Source organism: Flavobacterium sp., assembly GCF_029945805.1.
In the GTDB taxonomy this organism is placed as follows: Bacteria; Bacteroidota; Bacteroidia; order Flavobacteriales; family Flavobacteriaceae; genus Flavobacterium.
Genome location: NZ_JAQSDH010000045.1, coordinates 75,420 through 92,553, shown reverse-complemented (window position 1 = coordinate 92,553; position 17,134 = coordinate 75,420). Strand labels below are relative to the sequence as shown.

Below are 17,134 nucleotides of genomic sequence, written 5' to 3'. Positions count from 1 at the left end.
TTCATTTTTTTGTTGCAGTGTAAATTGTGGCTACTCCAAACGTTTGGGGCATAGCTTTACATTCTATAAACGAAATTTTTCTCAAAATATTGTTTAAGGTTTCTCCAAAAGGAAAATTTGCAGCTGATTCCGATAAATAACCGTAGGCATCATTATCTTTTGAAAACAGTTTTCCAATAATAGGTAAAATAAATTTACTGTAAAAAGTATATCCTTGTTTGAATGGAAATTTTGTTGGTATTGATGTTTCCAATATCACAAAAATTCCGCCTGGTTTCAAAACTCTATAAATTTCAGCCAATCCTTTTTCAAGAGTTTCAAAATTACGGATACCAAAGGAAACCGTGATGGCGTCAAAATAATTATCAGTATAAGGCATATTCTCACTATCGCCTAACACCATTTCAATTCGGTTCGTCAGGTTTTCTTTTTCAATTTTTTTCTTTCCGACTTCCAACATACCAGAGGAGATGTCTAATCCAATAATTCTTGTGGCTTTTGTTTTTGCCATCAGGATTACTAAATCTCCAGTTCCAGTTGCAATATCTAAGATTGTTGCCGGATTTTTTTCGGCAACCAGCGCGACTACTTTATCTCTCCATTTTACATCAATCCCCATCGAAATAACTCGGTTGAGCCCATCGTAATTACCCGAAATGGTATCAAACATTTGAGTAACTTGTTCTTTTTTGCCTAACGAAGAATCTTTATAGGGTGTGATGTTTTTTGACATGCTTATTTTTTGGCAAATATAAGTCAATATTTCGATTAAGTTTCAAGGTTTCATGGATCCAAAGTTTCAAAGTTTTTTACAAACCAACTACGCTATAAACTTTGAAATTTACTTTGTTACTTTCTTAAAAACGTTTCAAACGTAAAATCAAATGAATGTTTTTCGTCTTTGGAATGAAATTCTGCTGAAGTGCGTTTCCATTTTTCCATATCAATTGATGGAAAAAACGTATCTGCTTCAAAGGTGTGATGTACTTTGGTAATATCCAGTTTATCGGCTATATCTATGGATTGATTGTAGATTTCACCACCGCCAATAATGAATAGTTCTTCGTTTTTTGGACAAATGTCAATTGCTTTTTGCAAAGAATCAACAACAATGCATCCTTCGTAATGATATCCCTTTTGACGTGTTATAATAACATGAGTTCGGTTGGGTAAGGGTTTTGGGAAACTTTCAAAAGTTTTTCTTCCCAATATAATGTAATGTCCAGTCGTGATACTTTTGAATCTCTTGAAATCATTAGGTAAATGCCATAGCAATTGATTGTGTTTGCCAAGCGCATTGTTTTCTGCTACAGCAGCAATAAGTGTAATCATTCTGTAGATGGTTTTGAATTTTCCAAATCGTTTTTTAGATTTTCAATTTTTTTGGATTGTTTCAGAATTAATTTATCAATTTGATCTCTTTCCCAATTTTTATTCATAAAACTATCAATTATAAATACTTTGATGGCGTGTAATAAAAAGATAAAAACCCAAATAGCGATTGCCCAAGTCCACCAAATTTTATCTGCGTACAAACCGAGCCATTTATTGGCAACGAATATAAAAATACTTCCAATGCATATAATTACAAAATGATAAAATAAGCGTTTCTTCTGCTTGATTCGATCTCGTGCATATTCATATAGTTCGTGTTGCTGTACTTCCATAAGACCTAATTTGTGCCTTAAAGGTAAAATTTATTTTTAAAATACGGAAATATGATTTTAACATAATGCAATAAGAAAACGTTTTCCTAATTACAGATGCCAATTTAAAAGCACTTTTAATTACATATTCCTTTGGTATTCTGCTTAGTTATTAGCAAATTCTCAAAAGTGATTGTAGTTGTAAATCATATTAAACTATTGCTTTACTTTGCCACAGTAATCTATAAATGAATTAGTTATGGCTATCAAGAAACAAGTTATAAAAACAAAACCGGTTGTTAAAGTTACCTTTTCAATCGAGGCAAAAGAAGCAAATACGGCTGCAGTAGTAGGAGATTTCAATAATTGGAACCCAGCAGAAGGAGAATTATTAAAATTAAAAACGGGAACTTTCAAAGCTACCTTCGATTTGCCAAAAGACAATTCTTTTGAATTCAAATATTTAGTGGATGGTGCTTATTTAAACGATCCTGAAGCGGATAGTTATGCTTACAACGAATTTGCTGGAGCAGAAAATAGTGTTTTAGCCCTTTAAATTTTTTGGTTAGGTTTATTGGTTTAAACTCAAAAACCGTCCCTTATTCGTAAGAGACGGTTATTTTATTTTTATTGAGGTGGTCGAATTGTTATAGGAAGCACATACTTAACTCTAGCTTTCAATCCTCTGTATTTTCCTGATTCCCAATCCGGATATTGTTTGACCACGCGTATTGATTCGTTGTCAAAGTCGGCACCAGCGCTTTTTAAAACAGTTGCTTCATTAATGCTGCCGTCTTTTTCTACAGTAAAGCTTAGAAGGACTTTTCCTCCCGTTGCTTCCATCTGTTTATTGACTGCAAATTTTTTTCCAATGTATTTGTAGAAGTGTTCGTAGCCTTTTCTAGGTTTTGGAGCTGCGTTTACTTCATAATAAGTGTGTTCAATATTCGCCTTGTCGGTACTAACCCCTTTTATCAGCTCTCCATTTTTATATTCTTCTATAAAGGTAATCTCAAAAGAGTTTGATTTATCTTCTCCTATCCATTTTCCTGTTTTTAGGCCGTTTTCAATCATTCCTTTTTCGTAGCATTTTTTTTCTTCATCTTCAAAAAAACCATTACCATCAATAATTTTTTGAATGTTGTTTTTGTCCCAGAATTGCATTATCTTGATAGTAGGGAGCAAGCTGTTTTTTTGTTTTAATAAGTAATCTTTAATGTATTTTGTTTTGCCGTTCTCAAACCACATCGTTTTTGTTCCAGTTGTAGTACCTTTTAAAATAGTGAGTTCTTCTTTTTTGTTTCCGTTTTCAAAATAGGATGTAATTAAGCCTTCTTCAATAAGGTTTGTCTTTGAACGGGTATTTCCTTCCTTAAAAACTTTGCCAGATTTGTAGAAAATCTTGAACTTATATTCCTCTTTCACTTCGTCTTCGTTCTCTATAACTCGATAATAAGGAGAATCAATTTCTGCAGTTTCTTTAAATACTGAATCTAAATATACTTTTCTTTCTTCAGTATTCTGAGCGAAAAGTATTTTAGTAAAAAGAACAAAGGATAAAAGAAAATTTATTCTCATAGCTGAATTTTATACCGCGACACTTCCCTTAATATGCGGATGAGGTTCGTAGCCTTCCAATGTAAAATCTTCAAAAGTAAAGTCGAAGATGTTTTTCACGTTGGTATTTAAAATCATTTTTGGTAGTGGCTTTGGCTCGCGTGATAACTGTAATTCCAATTGATCAAAATGATTATTGTAAATGTGCGCGTCACCAAAAGTATGGATGAAGTCACCGAGTTGTAATTCGCAAACCTGCGCAATCATCATCGTAAACAAAGCATAAGACGCAATGTTGAAGGGTACGCCAAGAAAAATATCGGCACTCCGTTGATATAATTGACAAGATAATTTTCCATCGGCAACATAAAACTGAAAAAAGGCGTGGCACGGCGGCAATGCAGCTTTTCCGTTGGCTACATTCTCTGCAAATGATTTTGAGGTGTCAGGCAAAACAGAAGGATTCCACGCGGAAACTAACATTCTTCTGCTGTTTGGATTTGTTTTTAAAGTCTCAATCAATTCCGTAATCTGATCCATTTCTTCGCTGTTCCAATTGCGCCATTGGTGACCATAAACTGGGCCTAAGTCGCCATTTTCATCCGCCCAATCATCCCAAATTTTAACACCATTTTCCTGAAGATAGTTGATGTTTGTGTCGCCTTTTAGGAACCAAAGCAATTCATAAATAATCGATTTTAGATGTAGTTTTTTGGTTGTTACCATTGGGAAACCTTCATTTAAATCAAAACGCATTTGGTAACCAAAAACACTTTTGGTTCCTGTTCCTGTTCTGTCTCCTTTTTGGCAGCCGTTTTCTAAAACGTGTTGCACTAAATCGTGGTATTGCTTCATTATTGGTTATTTGTGTATTGGTGAATTTGGTAATTTGTTACGAATAACCGAATTGCCAAACAATCAAATTAACTTTATGATTCTCTTTTACAAATTTCGTCTCTAATCTGTGCCGCTTTTTCGTAGTCTTCGTTTTGCACCGCTTTCTCCAAAGCTTCATATAGTTCAGAAAGGCTCATTGCTTTATATAGGTCAATGATCTTGTTGACTTCATCATCCAATCCGAAAGTTTCGGGAGTAGAAAGGATACCGTCATCATCTGTATTTTGGTTTTCCAAATCTGTTTGATTGTTGAGGTACACTCCAGCCTTGTCTAATATATTTTTATAGGTAAATATAGGGGCGGCAAAGCGAAGTGCTAAAGCAATAGCATCGGAAGTTCGGGCATCAATTATCTCTTCAATTTTATCTCTTTCGCAAATAATACTTGAATAGAAAACACCATCAACCAATTTATGGATGATTACTTGCTTTACTACAATATCAAAACGATCCGCGAAACTTTTGAATAAATCATGTGTTAACGGACGTGGTGGTTTTATTTCTTTTTCTAATGCAATAGCGATAGATTGTGCTTCAAATGCGCCAATGACTATTGGTAATTTACGTTCGCCATCAACTTCATTTAAGATCAACGCATAGGCGCCGTTCTGCGTTTGGCTGTAGGAAATCCCTTTTATAGTTAGTTTTACTAAACTCATTTCAGATATTGGGTTTCAGATAGTAGATTTCAGATTTTTAGAAATCACTACCTTTTTGGATGTTTATTTGTATGATTTCACATTTTGGAATTTCCAAAAGGCAATAACGTTACTTTTTATTTTTTGTCCGTTTCATTTGACACTAAAACGGATTGCAAAGTAACAAAAAGTTTTTGCTTCTTAAAACGGATTTTCATAAAAAAAGAGCCGTTAGATATTTTATTTTCTAACGGCTCTTTTAACGAACTAATAAATTGATTTTATGAGTTGTGCGCTTTAAACTCTTTCAGTTTTTCAGTTAATTTAGGAACGATATCCAGTGCATCACCAACGATACCATAGTCGGCAACTTTGAAGAAGGGTGCATCAGCATCGGTGTTGATTACCACTTTCACTTTAGAAGAGTTAATTCCCGCAATGTGCTGTATCGCTCCTGAAATTCCGAGTGCAATATATAAATTGGAAGCTACAGGTTTTCCCGTTTGCCCAACGTGTTCGCTGTGAGGTCTCCAACCTAAATCTGAAACTGGTTTTGAGCAAGCAGTTGCGGCTCCAAGAACTGCAGCCAGATTTTCTAATACGCCCCAATTTTCAGGGCCCTTTAATCCACGACCGCCAGAAACTACGATATCAGCATCGGCAATAGTTACTTTTCCAGAAGCTTTTTCTACTGATTCTACTTTTACATTGAAATCAGCATCGTTTAATGATGGTGAAAATGCTTCTTCTGTTAATGAAGTTTCACTTTCAAAAATACCATAAGAGTTTTTAGCTAAGCTTAGTATTTTTATATCGGTATAGATTTCGGTAATGTTGTACGCTTTGTTTGAGAAAGCTGTTCTTTTTACTTGAAAAGGCGAAGTGCTAATTGGTAAACCAATTACATTGGATGCAAATCCAGCATTTAGACCGATACTTACTATTGGAGCCAAATACAAACTATCTGTTGTTGATGAAAGTAAAATCAATTTCGCACTTTCTTTTTGTGCTGCTTGTTTTATAACATCGGCATAAGCTTTTGCGTTGAAGTTTTTAAGTTTCTCGTTTGAAACTATAAGTACTTTTGAAACTCCGTATTTCGATAAATCAGAAACATTATCTGTATTTACAGTAACCGCAGTTACATTTGTTCCTAGAGAATCAGCTACTTTTTTTGCGTAAGAGGCCAATTCAAATGCAACTTTTTTAAATTTTCCGTCTGCTGATTCAGCGTATATTAATATTGACATCTTTTTCTATTTTAAATTTTGAATTTTGAATTATAAATGAAAAAGTCTAAAACAATTTAAAATTTATAATTCAAAATTTATAATAATTATTAAATAACTTTCGCTTCGTTGTGCAATGCATTGATTAGGCCGTCCAAGTCGTCTGCAGCAAATAATTTCACGGCTGATCTTGGAGCAGGTTTTTCAAATTTCACCGCTTTAGTATTGGTGTCAGAAGCTAATGGCTCAAGAACAGTCAATACTTTAGTTCGGGCTGTCATGATTCCTCTCATGTTTGGAATTCTCAAGTCCTTTTCTTCAACCAATCCTTTTTGGCCACCAATAACTAACGGAAGCGCCGCCGATATAATTTCTTTTCCACCATCAATTTCTCTAGCTGCTTTTGCAGAAGTTCCGTCGATCGTAAGTTCGGTACATGAATTTACAAAGTTGTAATCCAATAAAGTAGCTAACATTCCAGGAACCATTCCGCCATTATAATCTAATGATTCTTTTCCGCAAATGATTAAGTCATAACTTCCAGATTTTGCTACTTCGGCCAATTGTTGCGCTACAAAATATCCGTCTGTTGGAATTGCATTTACTCTGATTGCTTCATTAGCTCCAATCGCTAGTGCTTTTCTCAAAGTTGCTTCTGCATCTGCACCGCCAACATTCACAACAGTAACATTCGCCCCTTGTTGTTCTTGAAACCAAATAGCTCTTGTTAATCCGAATTCATCATTTGGATTGATTACATATTGAACACCATTCGTGTCAAATTCGGTATCGCCATTGACAAAATTGATTTTTGAAGTAGTATCAGGAACATGACTGATGCAAACTAATATTTTCATAAGAAATGAGTATTTATTGAAAAATTTGAAGCACAAAATTAGGATAATAATTTGAATAATGTACTATGCGCGCATAATATTTTTTAGTATTATATCGATTTCGTGACTATTGACTGAATACCAATTCAACATTTAACAATTGTTCAATAAATACAATGTTTAAAATACTAAGTTAAAGTATCAATTATATAAGAAAAAGATTTTTTTATGTACAGTATTAGCATTAAGATTTCTTAACTTTATGCAATTATATTTTATAAAAATCATTTGAAAAATAGAATAAGATGAAAAAAGTTTTGATTGCTTTAGATTATGGACTTTCGGCTCAAAAAATTGCTGATAAAGGATATGAATTAGCCAAAAGCATGAGTGCAAAGGTTACGCTGTTGCATGTTGTAGCAGATGAAACGTATTACAGCAGTATGGATTCAGCTCCATTTATGGGTTTTTATGGTTATGATTTTTTTAATATGATAGATGGAGAAAGTCTGATTGACTCTTCTTTAAATTTTTTGAAATCTATAAAAAAACATTTAAAAGATTCCGATATAGAAACGTTGGCAGTTCGAGGGGAGTTTGCTTCGGTAATTTTAGAAACTGCTATTACGCAACATTTTGATATCATAGTGGTGGGTTCACACAGTCAAAATTGGTTAGAACGAGCCGTTATGGGAAGCGTTACTGAAAGTATTTTAACTAAAACTACCGTGCCTATGTTTATTGTTCCTATTAAAAATTATTAATTAAACTTCATTTTAAAAATAAATAACGCATGAAAATTTTAATCGTATTAACATCGCACAGCCAATTAGGTTCAACAAATGAAAAAACCGGATTTTGGATTGAGGAATTCGCATCACCTTATTACGTTTTGGCTGATGCTGGAGCACAAATAACTATTGCTTCTCCCGCCGGAGGACAACCTCCAGTGGATCCTAAAAGTGAAGCTCCGGAGGCACAATCGCCGGCTACCCAACGTTTTTATAAAGATATCGAAGCTATCGATAAAGTAGCCCATTCACACAAATTAAGTGATATGGTAGAAGCTAATTTTGATGCGGTATTCTATCCTGGAGGACATGGACCGTTATGGGATTTGGCAACCGACAAAACGTCAATAAAACTTATAGAAGATTTTTATAATACTCAAAAACCTATTGCATTTGTATGTCATGCACCTGCAGCTTTGGTTAATGTTAAAGCAGAAAATGGACAGCCGTTAGTAAAAGGTAAAAAAGTTACAGGATTTTCGAATACGGAAGAAGAGGCAGTTGGTTTAACAAAAGTAGTTCCTTTTTTATTGGAAGATGAGTTGAATAAATTAGGCGGACATTACAGTAAGGGAGCGGATTGGAGTTCGTTTGTTCAACAAGATGGATTATTGATTACGGGTCAGAATCCTGGATCTTCTGAGGCCGTTGCAGCATTACTTTTGAAAACGCTTAAAGGTGAAAAAACAAATTAATCAATTTAATTACTGGTAACATGAAAGGATGTAAAGGAAATATCGAAAACCTAACATTAGGAAATGATACTTTTCGTAAAGTAATTTATACGGGTAAAAATCTTCAATTGGTACTGATGAATTTGCAAGTTGGTGAAGATATTGGTTTGGAAACACACAAAAATAGTGATCAATTTTTTCGTTTTGAAAGCGGAGAAGGGAAATGTATTATCGACAACAATGATTACACTGTTAAAGAAGGCGATGCAATTGTTGTACCAGCAGGTGCAAAACATAATAGTATAAATACAGGTGCTACTTCTTTCAAATTCTATACCGTATAGAGACCGTCCAAACGTCAGGACGGCACTTTGCGAAGAACCAAAAAAGAGGCAGAAAATAAAGAAGAAGTGTTTGATGGAAAAACAACTGAGTAAACTATAAAATGGAAGACCTAAAGCACTTAGAATTCCTTGCTGTAAATTCAAAAGAAATTATAGAGAAGCAAGTAGATTCGTATCGTCAGCAACATTCTTATGCAGGAACAATTATTGGTGCAACAGCGTTGTATATTACATTTTTTTTAAGTGGTATGGATGGGAATATCTATATAACCCAAATCGTTTCGGTGATTCCAATTCTGTTATTTATTTGGGCAATTCTCTTGTTACTTAGTATCTTTAGAACAAAGCCGCTCGACCAAGCTTTTAGTACCATAAAGTATCAAAAATTGATGGATAAGTCGTTAAAAGAAATATTGCTTTTTGAAATTCAAGCAAATATTCATTCTTATAATTTGAATGTATTAGTTACTGAAAGAATTGGGAAACATTATAATTTTGCAATTAAATTGGTAACCATTGCATTGATAAGTTCTTTTGTGCTAATGATGACAAATAAATTTATAACTATCGATAAAGAACCGGTCAGAGTTAAAGTAGTGAATAGTCTCAAATGAGACGAAAAAAAATCAAGTACTTATTCATATAAAAGCGAGCAAAGTAACTAAACAACAATGGATTTTAAAGACTATTATAAAATTTTAGATATACCAAAAACGGCTTCTGCAGATGAGGTTAAAAAAGCGTATAGAAAACTGGCTGTAAAATACCATCCAGATAAAAATAAAGATAACAAAGTAGCAGAAGAAAAGTTCAAAGAAGTCAATGAAGCCCATGAGATTTTAAAAGACGAGACCAAACGCAAAGAGTATGATTCTTTAGCCGAAGATTATAGAAATTATGAAAAATCTGGTGGAAAACAAGGGTTTGAAGGTTACAGCCAAAGTTCTCGTAATCAAGGTGCTTCATATCAAAACAGAGGTTACGGCGGGCAACAATTTGACGAAGATAGTTTTGCCGATTTTTTTTCCAATATGTTCGGAGGTCGTGGTAACGGAAATGGGCAATCAAGGCAGCAAAGTTATAAAGGTCAAGATTTTACGGCCACCATGGAACTTTCGTTGGAAGAAGCATTCGCTGGCACATCAAGACAAATTCAATTGGAAACCCAAAAGTTGTCCATGAAAATAAAACCTGGCGTAAAAGATGGACAAATTTTACGACTCAAAGGCAAAGGAAGCAAAGGGACCAATGGCGGGCAAGATGGCGATTTATTAATTACGGTTAAGGTTACAGAAAATCCTATTTTCAAACGAAAAGAAGACGATTTGTATTGTAGTATAAATGTCGATTTGTTTACGGCAATTTTAGGTGGAAAATCAGAAATTAAAACGTTGAAAGGAAAAATCAACATTACAATTCCAAAACAAACTGCCAACGGAAAAGAAGTTCGCTTAAAAAAAATGGGAATGCCCGTTTTTAACAAACCTGAAGAATTTGGCGATTTGTATGCTACAATAAACATCAAAATGCCGACTGATTTATCAGATAAAGAACTAGAGTTATTCAACGAACTAGCACTGTTACATCATGGAAAACCAACTTAGAATTTACGACTATTTAGATGTTTTGTTGCAAGAGCATAAAAACCAACAGTTTAAAAATTTTAAGCTCAAGTATTTTTTAACTGATATTATGAATATTTTGGATATTAATGATGCTGTTGAAATTCAAGTTTCGTTAGATAGAACGTTTGCTATTTGTAATGCACTACATATTTCACAGCTTGCTAATTTTCAAAAAATCTATCGTTTTGATGGAGAAAATCTCCAAGCCGATTGGAAAATATCTTCGTTGGCTTGTTACCTAATTATTATCAATTGCAATCCAACAAATGAATTTGTCGCTAGGGCGCAGTTGCATTTTGTGATGAACTAGTTCGGGAATAATTAAAGATAAATGCAAATCTTAAAAGCATTAATTTCTGTTTTCGAAATTTCCACTTCCTTTTTAAAAACTTAATTGCAGAGAGGAACTTCTGCAACCCTAAGACTATTCATACAATGTGTGAATAGCGCAACTCATTTCCTTTATTGTGTAACGTTTCCCGTTGTATAAAGGATGAACTTTAGCAAATGCAATTTTATCTAATAGAGGGGTCGCATATTAAAACTTAAAATAAATTTTATGAAAGAGGTACACAATCAGAATCTAGAAAAGTTTATCGAAATGGTCAAAGATACTCGGACTTGCATGTTTATTACCATGGAAAAGAACGCTGAAAATATTTCAGGAAGACCAATGGGTATAACTAAAATTGATGACGATGGAACGATGTGGTTTTTTACAAAGGCTTCATCCTATAAAGCTGACGAAATAGAAGAAAGCAAAAAAGTAGCCATTGCAATCACCAACGAAAGCAGCAATAATTATTTGATGATTCATGGCACAGCAACTTTAGTAAATGACAAGGAAAAAATGGCAGCTTTGTGGGGTTCCATCATGAAAGCATGGTTTCCACTTGGCTTGGATGATCCAGATATGACATTAATAAAAGTTATTCCCACCGAAGTAAATTATTGGGACAGCAGCTCAAGTAAAATGGTCGTGCTGTTCAATATGCTAAAAGCAATCGTAACAGGAAAAGAGTATGCAGACGGGGAACATGGAAAAATTAATTTGTAGAACCAAATAATTTCGTTCATCCAATATCAATTAATTAAAAAAAAAATATAAAAAAATGGCAATCCAAACTGTTAATCCCGCAACAAATAAGGTCATTACATCGTTTACCGAGATGACAGATAACCAAGTTAATGCATCAGTAGCAAAAGCAGCAATCACTTTTGAAAACTGGAAGCAAACCGATTTTAAAAAACGAGCAGAAATACTGCACAAGGTAGCTGGTTTACTTAGAGAAAAGAAAGGTATTTTAGCCAAGATGATAACATTAGAAATGGGTAAATTATTGGCACATGCTGAAGGTGAAATAAAACTAAGTGCTGAAATATTTGATTACTATGCCAAAAATGCTGAACGTTTTTTAGCTGATAAAGTGCTGAATCCAACACATGGCGATGCAGTAATACGACATGCGCCAATTGGGGTTTTGTTAGGTGTAGAGCCTTGGAATTTTCCCTTTTACCAAGTAGCCCGTTTTGCCGCTCCTAATATTATGATTGGAAATACCATTTTGGTAAAACATGCCTCCATCGTTCCGCAATGCGGAATTGCAATAGAAGAAATATTTAAAGAAGCAGGCGCACCAGTTGGTTTATATACTAACCTTTTGATATCAGGCAGTCGGGCATCTGAACTGGTTGCTGATAAAAGAATTAAAGGAGTTTCACTTACTGGTAGCGAAGCCGCAGGAGCAAGTATAGCCGCTGCAGCGGGAAAGCATTTAAAGAAATCGGTATTAGAATTAGGAGGAAGCGATGCCTTTATTGTGCTTGAAGATGCCGATATGGATAAAACGGTTGAATGGGCTGTAATTGGCAGAATCAATAATAATGGGCAATGTTGTGTTGCCTCCAAAAGATTTATTGTTGTAGAAAGTGTAGCAGATATTTTTTTAGAAAAATTTAAAACGAAACTTTCAGAACTAGTTGTTGGTGACCCTATGGATGCTTCAACACAATTAGGCCCAATGAGTAGTGAAGCTGCAGCAAAAACAATAGCAACTCAAGTTCAAAAAGCAGTAGCTGGTGGCGCAACAATTTTGTTAGGAGGAAAGCGTGTAGCCAGAGAAGGTGCTTTTATGGAGCCTACTATTATTACAAACATGTTGCCTGAAAATCCAGTGTACTATGAAGAATTGTTTGGTCCAGTAGCTACATTTTTTAGAGTAAAAGATGAACAGGCTGCCATTGATTTAGCTAATGATTCACCTTATGGACTTGGCGGTTCCATATTCACGAAAGATATTGAAAGAGGAAAACGGATTGCAGACCAAATTGATACAGGTATGGTTTTTATAAACCATCCAACTTGGACACAGGCTGACTTGCCTTTTGGCGGAACCAAACGTTCTGGCTACGGAAGAGAACTTTCTGAATTGGGCATAGATGAGTTTGTAAACAAGAAACTAATCCGTATAAGCGAATTGTCAGATCCTTTTTAAGCAAATCGGACGTCATTAAAAACATCAATACTATAATGAATACAACAAGCAAGAAAAAAGTAATAGTTGTAGGCGGTGGCTTTGCAGGAATTCAATTTATAAAAGCATTGAATGAAAAACTGTTTGATGTTGTTTTAATTGATAAAATAAACCACCATCAGTTTCAGCCGCTGTTTTATCAAGTGGCAACATCGCAGCTTGAACCATCAAGCATCTCTTTTCCGCTACGCAATATTTTTAAAAAGAAAACTAATGTTCAAATTCGTTTGGCAACGGTATTGAGTATTGACAAAACTCAAAAGATAATCACTACTAATATTGGAGAATTTGATTATGATTATTTGGTAATCGCCATTGGTTGTATTACTAATTTCTTTGGTAATGAAACTATAAAGCAAAATTCACTCACTTTAAAATCTACTTACGATGCCATCACCATTCGAAATCACATACTACAAACTTTTGAAACAATAATTTCTGCGAGCGAGGAAGAAAAAGAAAGTTTGTTCAATTTTGTAATTGTAGGTGCAGGACCAACAGGAGTTGAAATGGCAGGAGCATTTGCCGAAATAAAAAAAGAGGTATTGCCAAAAGATTATCGTGGAATTGATTTTTCAAGACTGAATATTATGCTAATTGAAGGAACAAAGAACACATTGAATAGCATGAGCAGCAAGGCACAAATTGCGTCAAGGAATTATTTACAAAATATGGAGGTGAAAATCTATACCGAAACATTTGTAAAAAATTATGACGGGAATGTTTTAACGCTTAGTACAGGAGAAACGATAAAAACAAAAACAGTCATTTGGGCAGCAGGTGTTACAGGAAATAAAATTGAGGGCTTTAATCCTGAAATAATAACACCAAGCAACCGACTAAAAGTAAATCGCATCAATAAAGTTTTTGAAAGCGACACTATTTTTGCCCTTGGTGACATTGCTTATATGGAGACGCCACAATATCCAAAAGCACATCCGCAATTGGCCAATGTTGCCATTAATCAGGCAAAGTTGTTAGCAAAGAATTTATATCGCATAGAAAAAAATAAACCTACAACAAACTTTGAATACAAAGATCTTGGTTCTATGGCAACTATTGGCAGAAATAAAGCGGTGGTTGATTTGCCTTTTCTACATTTCAGCGGTTATTTTGCTTGGCTAACTTGGATATTTGTGCATTTGATGTTGATTTTAAGCGTAAAAAATAAACTCATTATTTTCATCAATTGGGCCTGGGCTTATATCACTAAAGACACTTCATTAGCACTCATACTGTCGCAACAAAACAAAACGAAAGTAGGGAATTGAAAAAAAATTATTTACCAATAACTATTTAAAACAAGTACAATGAAGACTGAATTAGAGTTGAACGAAATGATTTTAGATATTACAAACAACATAAGGGATAAGCATCCTGAATTGTTGAAATTTATGGACGAAATGCCAATAACGATTCCTTATGAAGAAAATCCAGAAATAGTAAATTTAACTTTAACAAATTACCACGAATCGCTCAAAGTTTTACTGAAGGATTATGAAGATAATACTACTAAAAATGTGATTTCTGAGATAGCTGAAAGTTTGCCAATAACCCAAATTACGACGATGGAGCTTGAAAATTCTTATCAAAATTTGTTGACAGAAGTTAACAATTGCAGTTTCTCCTATAATGATGTTGGCGAAGGAAATGTTCCTGTTTTATTTCTTCATGGCTTTCCATTTGATAAATCGATGTGGAAAGGTCAATTGGATAGTTTAAAATCTTCTCATCGTTTGATAGCAATAGATATTCGTGGATTTGGTAAATCAACAGATGAGAAAACGCCGCTAAGCATTGATTTGTTTTCTGATGATTTAGTATCGTTTATGGATAAATTAGATATTACGAAGGCGATTATTTGTGGTCTATCAATGGGAGGTTTCATCGCTTTGAATGCTATAAAAAGATTCCCTGATCGTTTTGAGGCGCTGATTTTATGCGATACAAATTGTATCGCCGATACAACTGAAGTAAAAGAAAATCGTTATCAAAAAATTGAGCAAATTAATACTGATGGCGTAGTTGCTTTTAATGAAAAATTTATTAAAAATGTTTTTCACCCTGATTCGATAACGAATAAAATCGAATTAGTTGAAAATTTACGCGCTATTGTATTTGCAAATTCTAAAGAAATTATTACAGCAGGTTTGACTGCATTGGCAGAGCGTTCAGAAACTTGTTCTAGTTTAGAATTTATTACTGTTCCAACACTAATTATTTGCGGGAAAGAAGATGAAGTAACGCCACTGGTACAATCTCAATTTATGCAAGAGCATATTAAAGGGTCAAGTTTGAAAATTATTGATAATGCTGGACATGTTTCTAATCTTGAACATCCAGATGAGTTCAATGAATACTTAGTAGAATTCCTAAATTCTTTACATTCAGGCACAAAATGAGTACGTCATTTGAAAATGAGTAGTCAAGAAAATACTATGTGACAAATTAAAAAATACTATAAAAACATGAAAAAAATTATCAAAACACCAAAAAAGGAAACCACGGAAGACATCAACAAAACTTTCCCAGCGTATCCAGTTTATCCACCAAGCGAGGATATTTACAACAATGCTAACGAAGAAACGGAAATAGATCCGGAAGATATTTCCAAAAAAAAACCTTCTCATTCAGATGACGGTAAGTTTAATGAAAAAAACTTCAATCAAGATAAGTCGGGTTCTGATTTAGATATTCCGGGTTCCGAATTGGATGATGAACAAGAAGATATCGGAAGCGAAGATGAAGAAAACAACGGCTATAGCATTGGCGGAGACAATCACAATGACCTCGAAGAAGACAACGGATAATTATTTAAATAAATCTAGAAACCATGGAAACCCATAACGAATCAACATTAAATATTGTTGAAAGCCACAAAAATGCTGCATTATACCATCAAGAAGCTGCCAAATCACATCTTGAAGCTGCAAAATATCATGCTGGTGGAGAAGAAATTCAAGCCAATGAGAGCGCAAAAACAGCGTTACAACAAAGTGATCAAGCGGTAGAATGTGAAAAAGAAGTTAAGCAACATCACGGATTTTAAAGAATTAAAGTACTAGCGATGAAGGCATCATTATTTCTAATGATGCCTTTATTGCTATATGAATCTCATTACATCGTTTGCGTTAAAAACAAACTACAAATTATCTTAAAAAAATACTTTTGTCATTTTAAATTTTTACTTTTGCTAACCAAAATTTCCTTCGACTTCAGTTTATGCTGAGCGTAGACTAAGTGCCGGGATGACAAAAAAAATTAAAGTATGAGAACAATACAATTTAGAGAAGCGATTTGTGAGGCAATGAGTGAAGAAATGCGTCGCGATGAGACTGTATATTTAATGGGTGAGGAAGTTGCCGAGTACAATGGTGCTTACAAAGCATCAAAAGGAATGTTGGATGAATTTGGTCCAAAAAGAATCATCGATACACCAATTGCTGAATTAGGTTTTGCCGGAATCGCAGTAGGTTCTGCCATGAACGGTTGTCGTCCGATTGTAGAATATATGACCTTTAATTTCTCTTTAGTGGGAATTGATCAAATTATAAATAATGCTGCCAAAATGCGTCAGATGTCTGCAGGACAATTTCCAATGCCGATGGTTTTCCGAGGTCCTACAGCTTCGGCAGGGCAATTGGGAGCGACACACTCACAAGCGTTTGAAAACTGGTTTGCCAATACTCCGGGACTGAAAGTAGTAGTGCCTTCAACCGTATATGATGCAAAAGGGTTATTGAAAGCTGCGATTCGTGATAATGATCCAGTTATTTTTATGGAATCAGAGCAAATGTATGGAGATAAAGGAGAAGTGCCAGAAGAAGAATACACAATTCCACTTGGTGTTGCCGATATTAAAAGAGAAGGAACAGATGTAACGATTGTTTCATTCGGAAAAATTATTAAAGAAGCTTTCATCGCTGCTGAAGAACTGGCAAAAGAAGGAATCTCATGCGAAATTATCGATTTGAGAACAGTTCGTCCAATGGATTACGATGCGATTATCACTTCGGTTAAAAAAACAAACCGATTGGTAGTTCTTGAAGAGGCTTGGCCATTTGCCAGCGTTGCCTCTGAGATTACCTATATGGTTCAGGAAAGAGCATTCGATTATCTTGATGCGCCAATCCAAAGAATCACCACAGCCGATACACCTGCGCCTTATTCGCCAACACTTTTAAAAGAGTGGTTGCCAAACGCACAAGATGTAATCAAAGCGGTAAAAAAAGTAACTTACAAATAAATTAGTCAGACCACTTAAATAGTTTAGAGTATTAGATAAACATAAAAAATCTAAGAAGTCTAAAATGTCTAATAATCTAACAATCTAAATACCTATATTTGAAACTTCATCAAGACA

General features: G+C 34.4%; 22 protein-coding genes. 14 read left to right on the top strand and 8 right to left on the bottom strand.

Annotated elements, in window-relative coordinates:
- Window position 1: 1 nt before the first annotated feature.
- The 3 genes from ubiE to PSU83_RS12820 form a co-directional block, all read right to left on the bottom strand.
- Window positions 2-733, bottom strand: a complete 732-nt coding sequence (gene ubiE, locus PSU83_RS12830; protein WP_300589934.1) for a bifunctional demethylmenaquinone methyltransferase/2-methoxy-6-polyprenyl-1,4-benzoquinol methylase UbiE — start codon at window positions 731-733, stop codon at window positions 2-4.
- A 116-nt stretch (window positions 734-849) separates the two neighbouring features.
- The gene (locus tag PSU83_RS12825; protein ID WP_300589932.1) at window positions 850-1,332 is read right to left on the bottom strand and encodes a dihydrofolate reductase; all 483 of its coding nucleotides are present in this window, start codon (window positions 1,330-1,332) and stop codon (window positions 850-852) included.
- Window positions 1,329-1,667 (bottom strand): 2TM domain-containing protein, encoded by a 339-nt coding sequence (locus PSU83_RS12820; RefSeq protein ID WP_300589930.1) that lies wholly within the window; start codon window positions 1,665-1,667, stop codon window positions 1,329-1,331. Before PSU83_RS12820 ends, PSU83_RS12825 begins: the two co-directional genes overlap by 4 nt.
- Before the next feature lie 238 nt (window positions 1,668-1,905).
- On the opposite strand from PSU83_RS12820, the gene PSU83_RS12815 reads away from it, so the two are divergent.
- Complete coding sequence (locus PSU83_RS12815) at window positions 1,906-2,202, top strand: isoamylase early set domain-containing protein (RefSeq protein WP_300589929.1); 297 nt, start codon at window positions 1,906-1,908, stop codon at window positions 2,200-2,202.
- A 71-nt stretch (window positions 2,203-2,273) separates the two neighbouring features.
- Here PSU83_RS12815 and PSU83_RS12810 read toward each other — a convergent pair whose 3' ends face one another.
- From PSU83_RS12810 to PSU83_RS12790, 5 genes are all read right to left on the bottom strand, one after another.
- On the bottom strand, window positions 2,274-3,224 hold the full coding sequence (locus PSU83_RS12810) for an energy transducer TonB (protein ID WP_300589927.1): 951 nt from the start codon (window positions 3,222-3,224) through the stop codon (window positions 2,274-2,276).
- Window positions 3,225-3,233: 9 nt separating this feature from the next.
- Window positions 3,234-4,058: a thymidylate synthase gene (locus PSU83_RS12805; RefSeq protein WP_300589925.1), complete on the bottom strand. Its 825-nt coding sequence runs from the start codon at window positions 4,056-4,058 to the stop codon at window positions 3,234-3,236.
- A gap of 74 nt (window positions 4,059-4,132) precedes the next feature.
- Entirely contained in the window at window positions 4,133-4,759 is a 627-nt protein-coding gene (locus PSU83_RS12800) for a bifunctional nuclease domain-containing protein (protein ID WP_300589923.1), read from the bottom strand.
- A 260-nt stretch (window positions 4,760-5,019) separates the two neighbouring features.
- The gene (locus PSU83_RS12795) at window positions 5,020-5,988 is read right to left on the bottom strand and encodes an electron transfer flavoprotein subunit alpha/FixB family protein (protein WP_300589922.1); all 969 of its coding nucleotides are present in this window, start codon (window positions 5,986-5,988) and stop codon (window positions 5,020-5,022) included.
- Window positions 5,989-6,077: 89 nt separating this feature from the next.
- Window positions 6,078-6,824, bottom strand: a complete 747-nt coding sequence (locus PSU83_RS12790; protein WP_300589920.1) for an electron transfer flavoprotein subunit beta/FixA family protein — start codon at window positions 6,822-6,824, stop codon at window positions 6,078-6,080.
- A gap of 284 nt (window positions 6,825-7,108) precedes the next feature.
- On the opposite strand from PSU83_RS12790, the gene PSU83_RS12785 reads away from it, so the two are divergent.
- From PSU83_RS12785 to PSU83_RS12725, 13 genes are all read left to right on the top strand, one after another.
- Window positions 7,109-7,567 carry a universal stress protein gene (locus PSU83_RS12785; protein ID WP_300589918.1) on the top strand — a complete coding sequence of 153 codons (459 nt, stop codon included), beginning with the start codon at window positions 7,109-7,111 and terminating at the stop codon, window positions 7,565-7,567.
- 29 nt (window positions 7,568-7,596) lie between these two features.
- Window positions 7,597-8,289: a type 1 glutamine amidotransferase domain-containing protein gene (locus PSU83_RS12780; RefSeq protein WP_300589917.1), complete on the top strand. Its 693-nt coding sequence runs from the start codon at window positions 7,597-7,599 to the stop codon at window positions 8,287-8,289.
- Between the two features lie 20 nt (window positions 8,290-8,309).
- The gene (locus tag PSU83_RS12775; protein WP_300589916.1) at window positions 8,310-8,612 is read left to right on the top strand and encodes a cupin domain-containing protein; all 303 of its coding nucleotides are present in this window, start codon (window positions 8,310-8,312) and stop codon (window positions 8,610-8,612) included.
- A gap of 101 nt (window positions 8,613-8,713) precedes the next feature.
- Window positions 8,714-9,226: a hypothetical protein gene (locus PSU83_RS12770; RefSeq protein WP_300589915.1), complete on the top strand. Its 513-nt coding sequence runs from the start codon at window positions 8,714-8,716 to the stop codon at window positions 9,224-9,226.
- A gap of 57 nt (window positions 9,227-9,283) precedes the next feature.
- Window positions 9,284-10,216 carry a DnaJ C-terminal domain-containing protein gene (locus tag PSU83_RS12765; protein WP_300589913.1) on the top strand — a complete coding sequence of 311 codons (933 nt, stop codon included), beginning with the start codon at window positions 9,284-9,286 and terminating at the stop codon, window positions 10,214-10,216.
- Window positions 10,200-10,547, top strand: a complete 348-nt coding sequence (locus PSU83_RS12760) for a hypothetical protein (RefSeq protein ID WP_300589911.1) — start codon at window positions 10,200-10,202, stop codon at window positions 10,545-10,547. The genes PSU83_RS12765 and PSU83_RS12760 overlap by 17 nt, the downstream gene beginning before the upstream one ends.
- A 249-nt stretch (window positions 10,548-10,796) precedes the next feature.
- Window positions 10,797-11,294 (top strand): pyridoxamine 5'-phosphate oxidase family protein, encoded by a 498-nt coding sequence (locus PSU83_RS12755; protein WP_300589910.1) that lies wholly within the window; start codon window positions 10,797-10,799, stop codon window positions 11,292-11,294.
- Window positions 11,295-11,349: 55 nt separating this feature from the next.
- Complete coding sequence (locus PSU83_RS12750) at window positions 11,350-12,732, top strand: NAD-dependent succinate-semialdehyde dehydrogenase (protein ID WP_300589909.1); 1,383 nt, start codon at window positions 11,350-11,352, stop codon at window positions 12,730-12,732.
- A gap of 35 nt (window positions 12,733-12,767) precedes the next feature.
- Window positions 12,768-14,042 (top strand): NAD(P)/FAD-dependent oxidoreductase, encoded by a 1,275-nt coding sequence (locus PSU83_RS12745; protein ID WP_300589908.1) that lies wholly within the window; start codon window positions 12,768-12,770, stop codon window positions 14,040-14,042.
- 39 nt (window positions 14,043-14,081) lie between these two features.
- The gene (locus PSU83_RS12740) at window positions 14,082-15,173 is read left to right on the top strand and encodes an alpha/beta fold hydrolase (protein ID WP_300589906.1); all 1,092 of its coding nucleotides are present in this window, start codon (window positions 14,082-14,084) and stop codon (window positions 15,171-15,173) included.
- A gap of 66 nt (window positions 15,174-15,239) precedes the next feature.
- A complete protein-coding gene (locus tag PSU83_RS12735; RefSeq protein WP_300589905.1) occupies window positions 15,240-15,581 on the top strand; it encodes a hypothetical protein in 342 nt (113 codons plus the stop codon).
- A 23-nt stretch (window positions 15,582-15,604) separates the two neighbouring features.
- Window positions 15,605-15,820: a hypothetical protein gene (locus PSU83_RS12730; protein ID WP_300589904.1), complete on the top strand. Its 216-nt coding sequence runs from the start codon at window positions 15,605-15,607 to the stop codon at window positions 15,818-15,820.
- 219 nt (window positions 15,821-16,039) lie between these two features.
- Window positions 16,040-17,017, top strand: coding sequence for a pyruvate dehydrogenase complex E1 component subunit beta (locus PSU83_RS12725; RefSeq protein WP_300589902.1), 978 nt, complete (start codon window positions 16,040-16,042; stop codon window positions 17,015-17,017).
- The last annotated feature ends 117 nt before the right edge of the window (window positions 17,018-17,134 follow it).

Bases quoted from the DNA above. Each gene is read 5' to 3' on its own strand.
- PSU83_RS12820 (WP_300589930.1), bottom strand. From the start codon at position 1,667: ATGGAAGTACAGCAACACGAACTATATGAATATGCACGAGATCGAATC.
- PSU83_RS12825 (WP_300589932.1), bottom strand. From the start codon at position 1,332: ATGATTACACTTATTGCTGCTGTAGCAGAAAACAATGCGCTTGGCAAA.
- PSU83_RS12730 (WP_300589904.1), top strand. From the start codon at position 15,605: ATGGAAACCCATAACGAATCAACATTAAATATTGTTGAAAGCCACAAA.
- PSU83_RS12790 (WP_300589920.1), bottom strand. From the start codon at position 6,824: ATGAAAATATTAGTTTGCATCAGTCATGTTCCTGATACTACTTCAAAA.
- PSU83_RS12750 (WP_300589909.1), top strand. From the start codon at position 11,350: ATGGCAATCCAAACTGTTAATCCCGCAACAAATAAGGTCATTACATCG.
- PSU83_RS12810 (WP_300589927.1), bottom strand. From the start codon at position 3,224: ATGAGAATAAATTTTCTTTTATCCTTTGTTCTTTTTACTAAAATACTT.
- PSU83_RS12805 (WP_300589925.1), bottom strand. From the start codon at position 4,058: ATGAAGCAATACCACGATTTAGTGCAACACGTTTTAGAAAACGGCTGC.
- PSU83_RS12735 (WP_300589905.1), top strand. From the start codon at position 15,240: ATGAAAAAAATTATCAAAACACCAAAAAAGGAAACCACGGAAGACATC.
- PSU83_RS12755 (WP_300589910.1), top strand. From the start codon at position 10,797: ATGAAAGAGGTACACAATCAGAATCTAGAAAAGTTTATCGAAATGGTC.
- PSU83_RS12760 (WP_300589911.1), top strand. From the start codon at position 10,200: ATGGAAAACCAACTTAGAATTTACGACTATTTAGATGTTTTGTTGCAA.
- PSU83_RS12780 (WP_300589917.1), top strand. From the start codon at position 7,597: ATGAAAATTTTAATCGTATTAACATCGCACAGCCAATTAGGTTCAACA.
- PSU83_RS12815 (WP_300589929.1), top strand. From the start codon at position 1,906: ATGGCTATCAAGAAACAAGTTATAAAAACAAAACCGGTTGTTAAAGTT.
- PSU83_RS12725 (WP_300589902.1), top strand. From the start codon at position 16,040: ATGAGAACAATACAATTTAGAGAAGCGATTTGTGAGGCAATGAGTGAA.
- PSU83_RS12745 (WP_300589908.1), top strand. From the start codon at position 12,768: ATGAATACAACAAGCAAGAAAAAAGTAATAGTTGTAGGCGGTGGCTTT.
- PSU83_RS12765 (WP_300589913.1), top strand. From the start codon at position 9,284: ATGGATTTTAAAGACTATTATAAAATTTTAGATATACCAAAAACGGCT.
- PSU83_RS12800 (WP_300589923.1), bottom strand. From the start codon at position 4,759: ATGAGTTTAGTAAAACTAACTATAAAAGGGATTTCCTACAGCCAAACG.
- PSU83_RS12770 (WP_300589915.1), top strand. From the start codon at position 8,714: ATGGAAGACCTAAAGCACTTAGAATTCCTTGCTGTAAATTCAAAAGAA.
- PSU83_RS12740 (WP_300589906.1), top strand. From the start codon at position 14,082: ATGAAGACTGAATTAGAGTTGAACGAAATGATTTTAGATATTACAAAC.
- PSU83_RS12775 (WP_300589916.1), top strand. From the start codon at position 8,310: ATGAAAGGATGTAAAGGAAATATCGAAAACCTAACATTAGGAAATGAT.
- PSU83_RS12795 (WP_300589922.1), bottom strand. From the start codon at position 5,988: ATGTCAATATTAATATACGCTGAATCAGCAGACGGAAAATTTAAAAAA.
- PSU83_RS12785 (WP_300589918.1), top strand. From the start codon at position 7,109: ATGAAAAAAGTTTTGATTGCTTTAGATTATGGACTTTCGGCTCAAAAA.
- ubiE (WP_300589934.1), bottom strand. From the start codon at position 733: ATGTCAAAAAACATCACACCCTATAAAGATTCTTCGTTAGGCAAAAAA.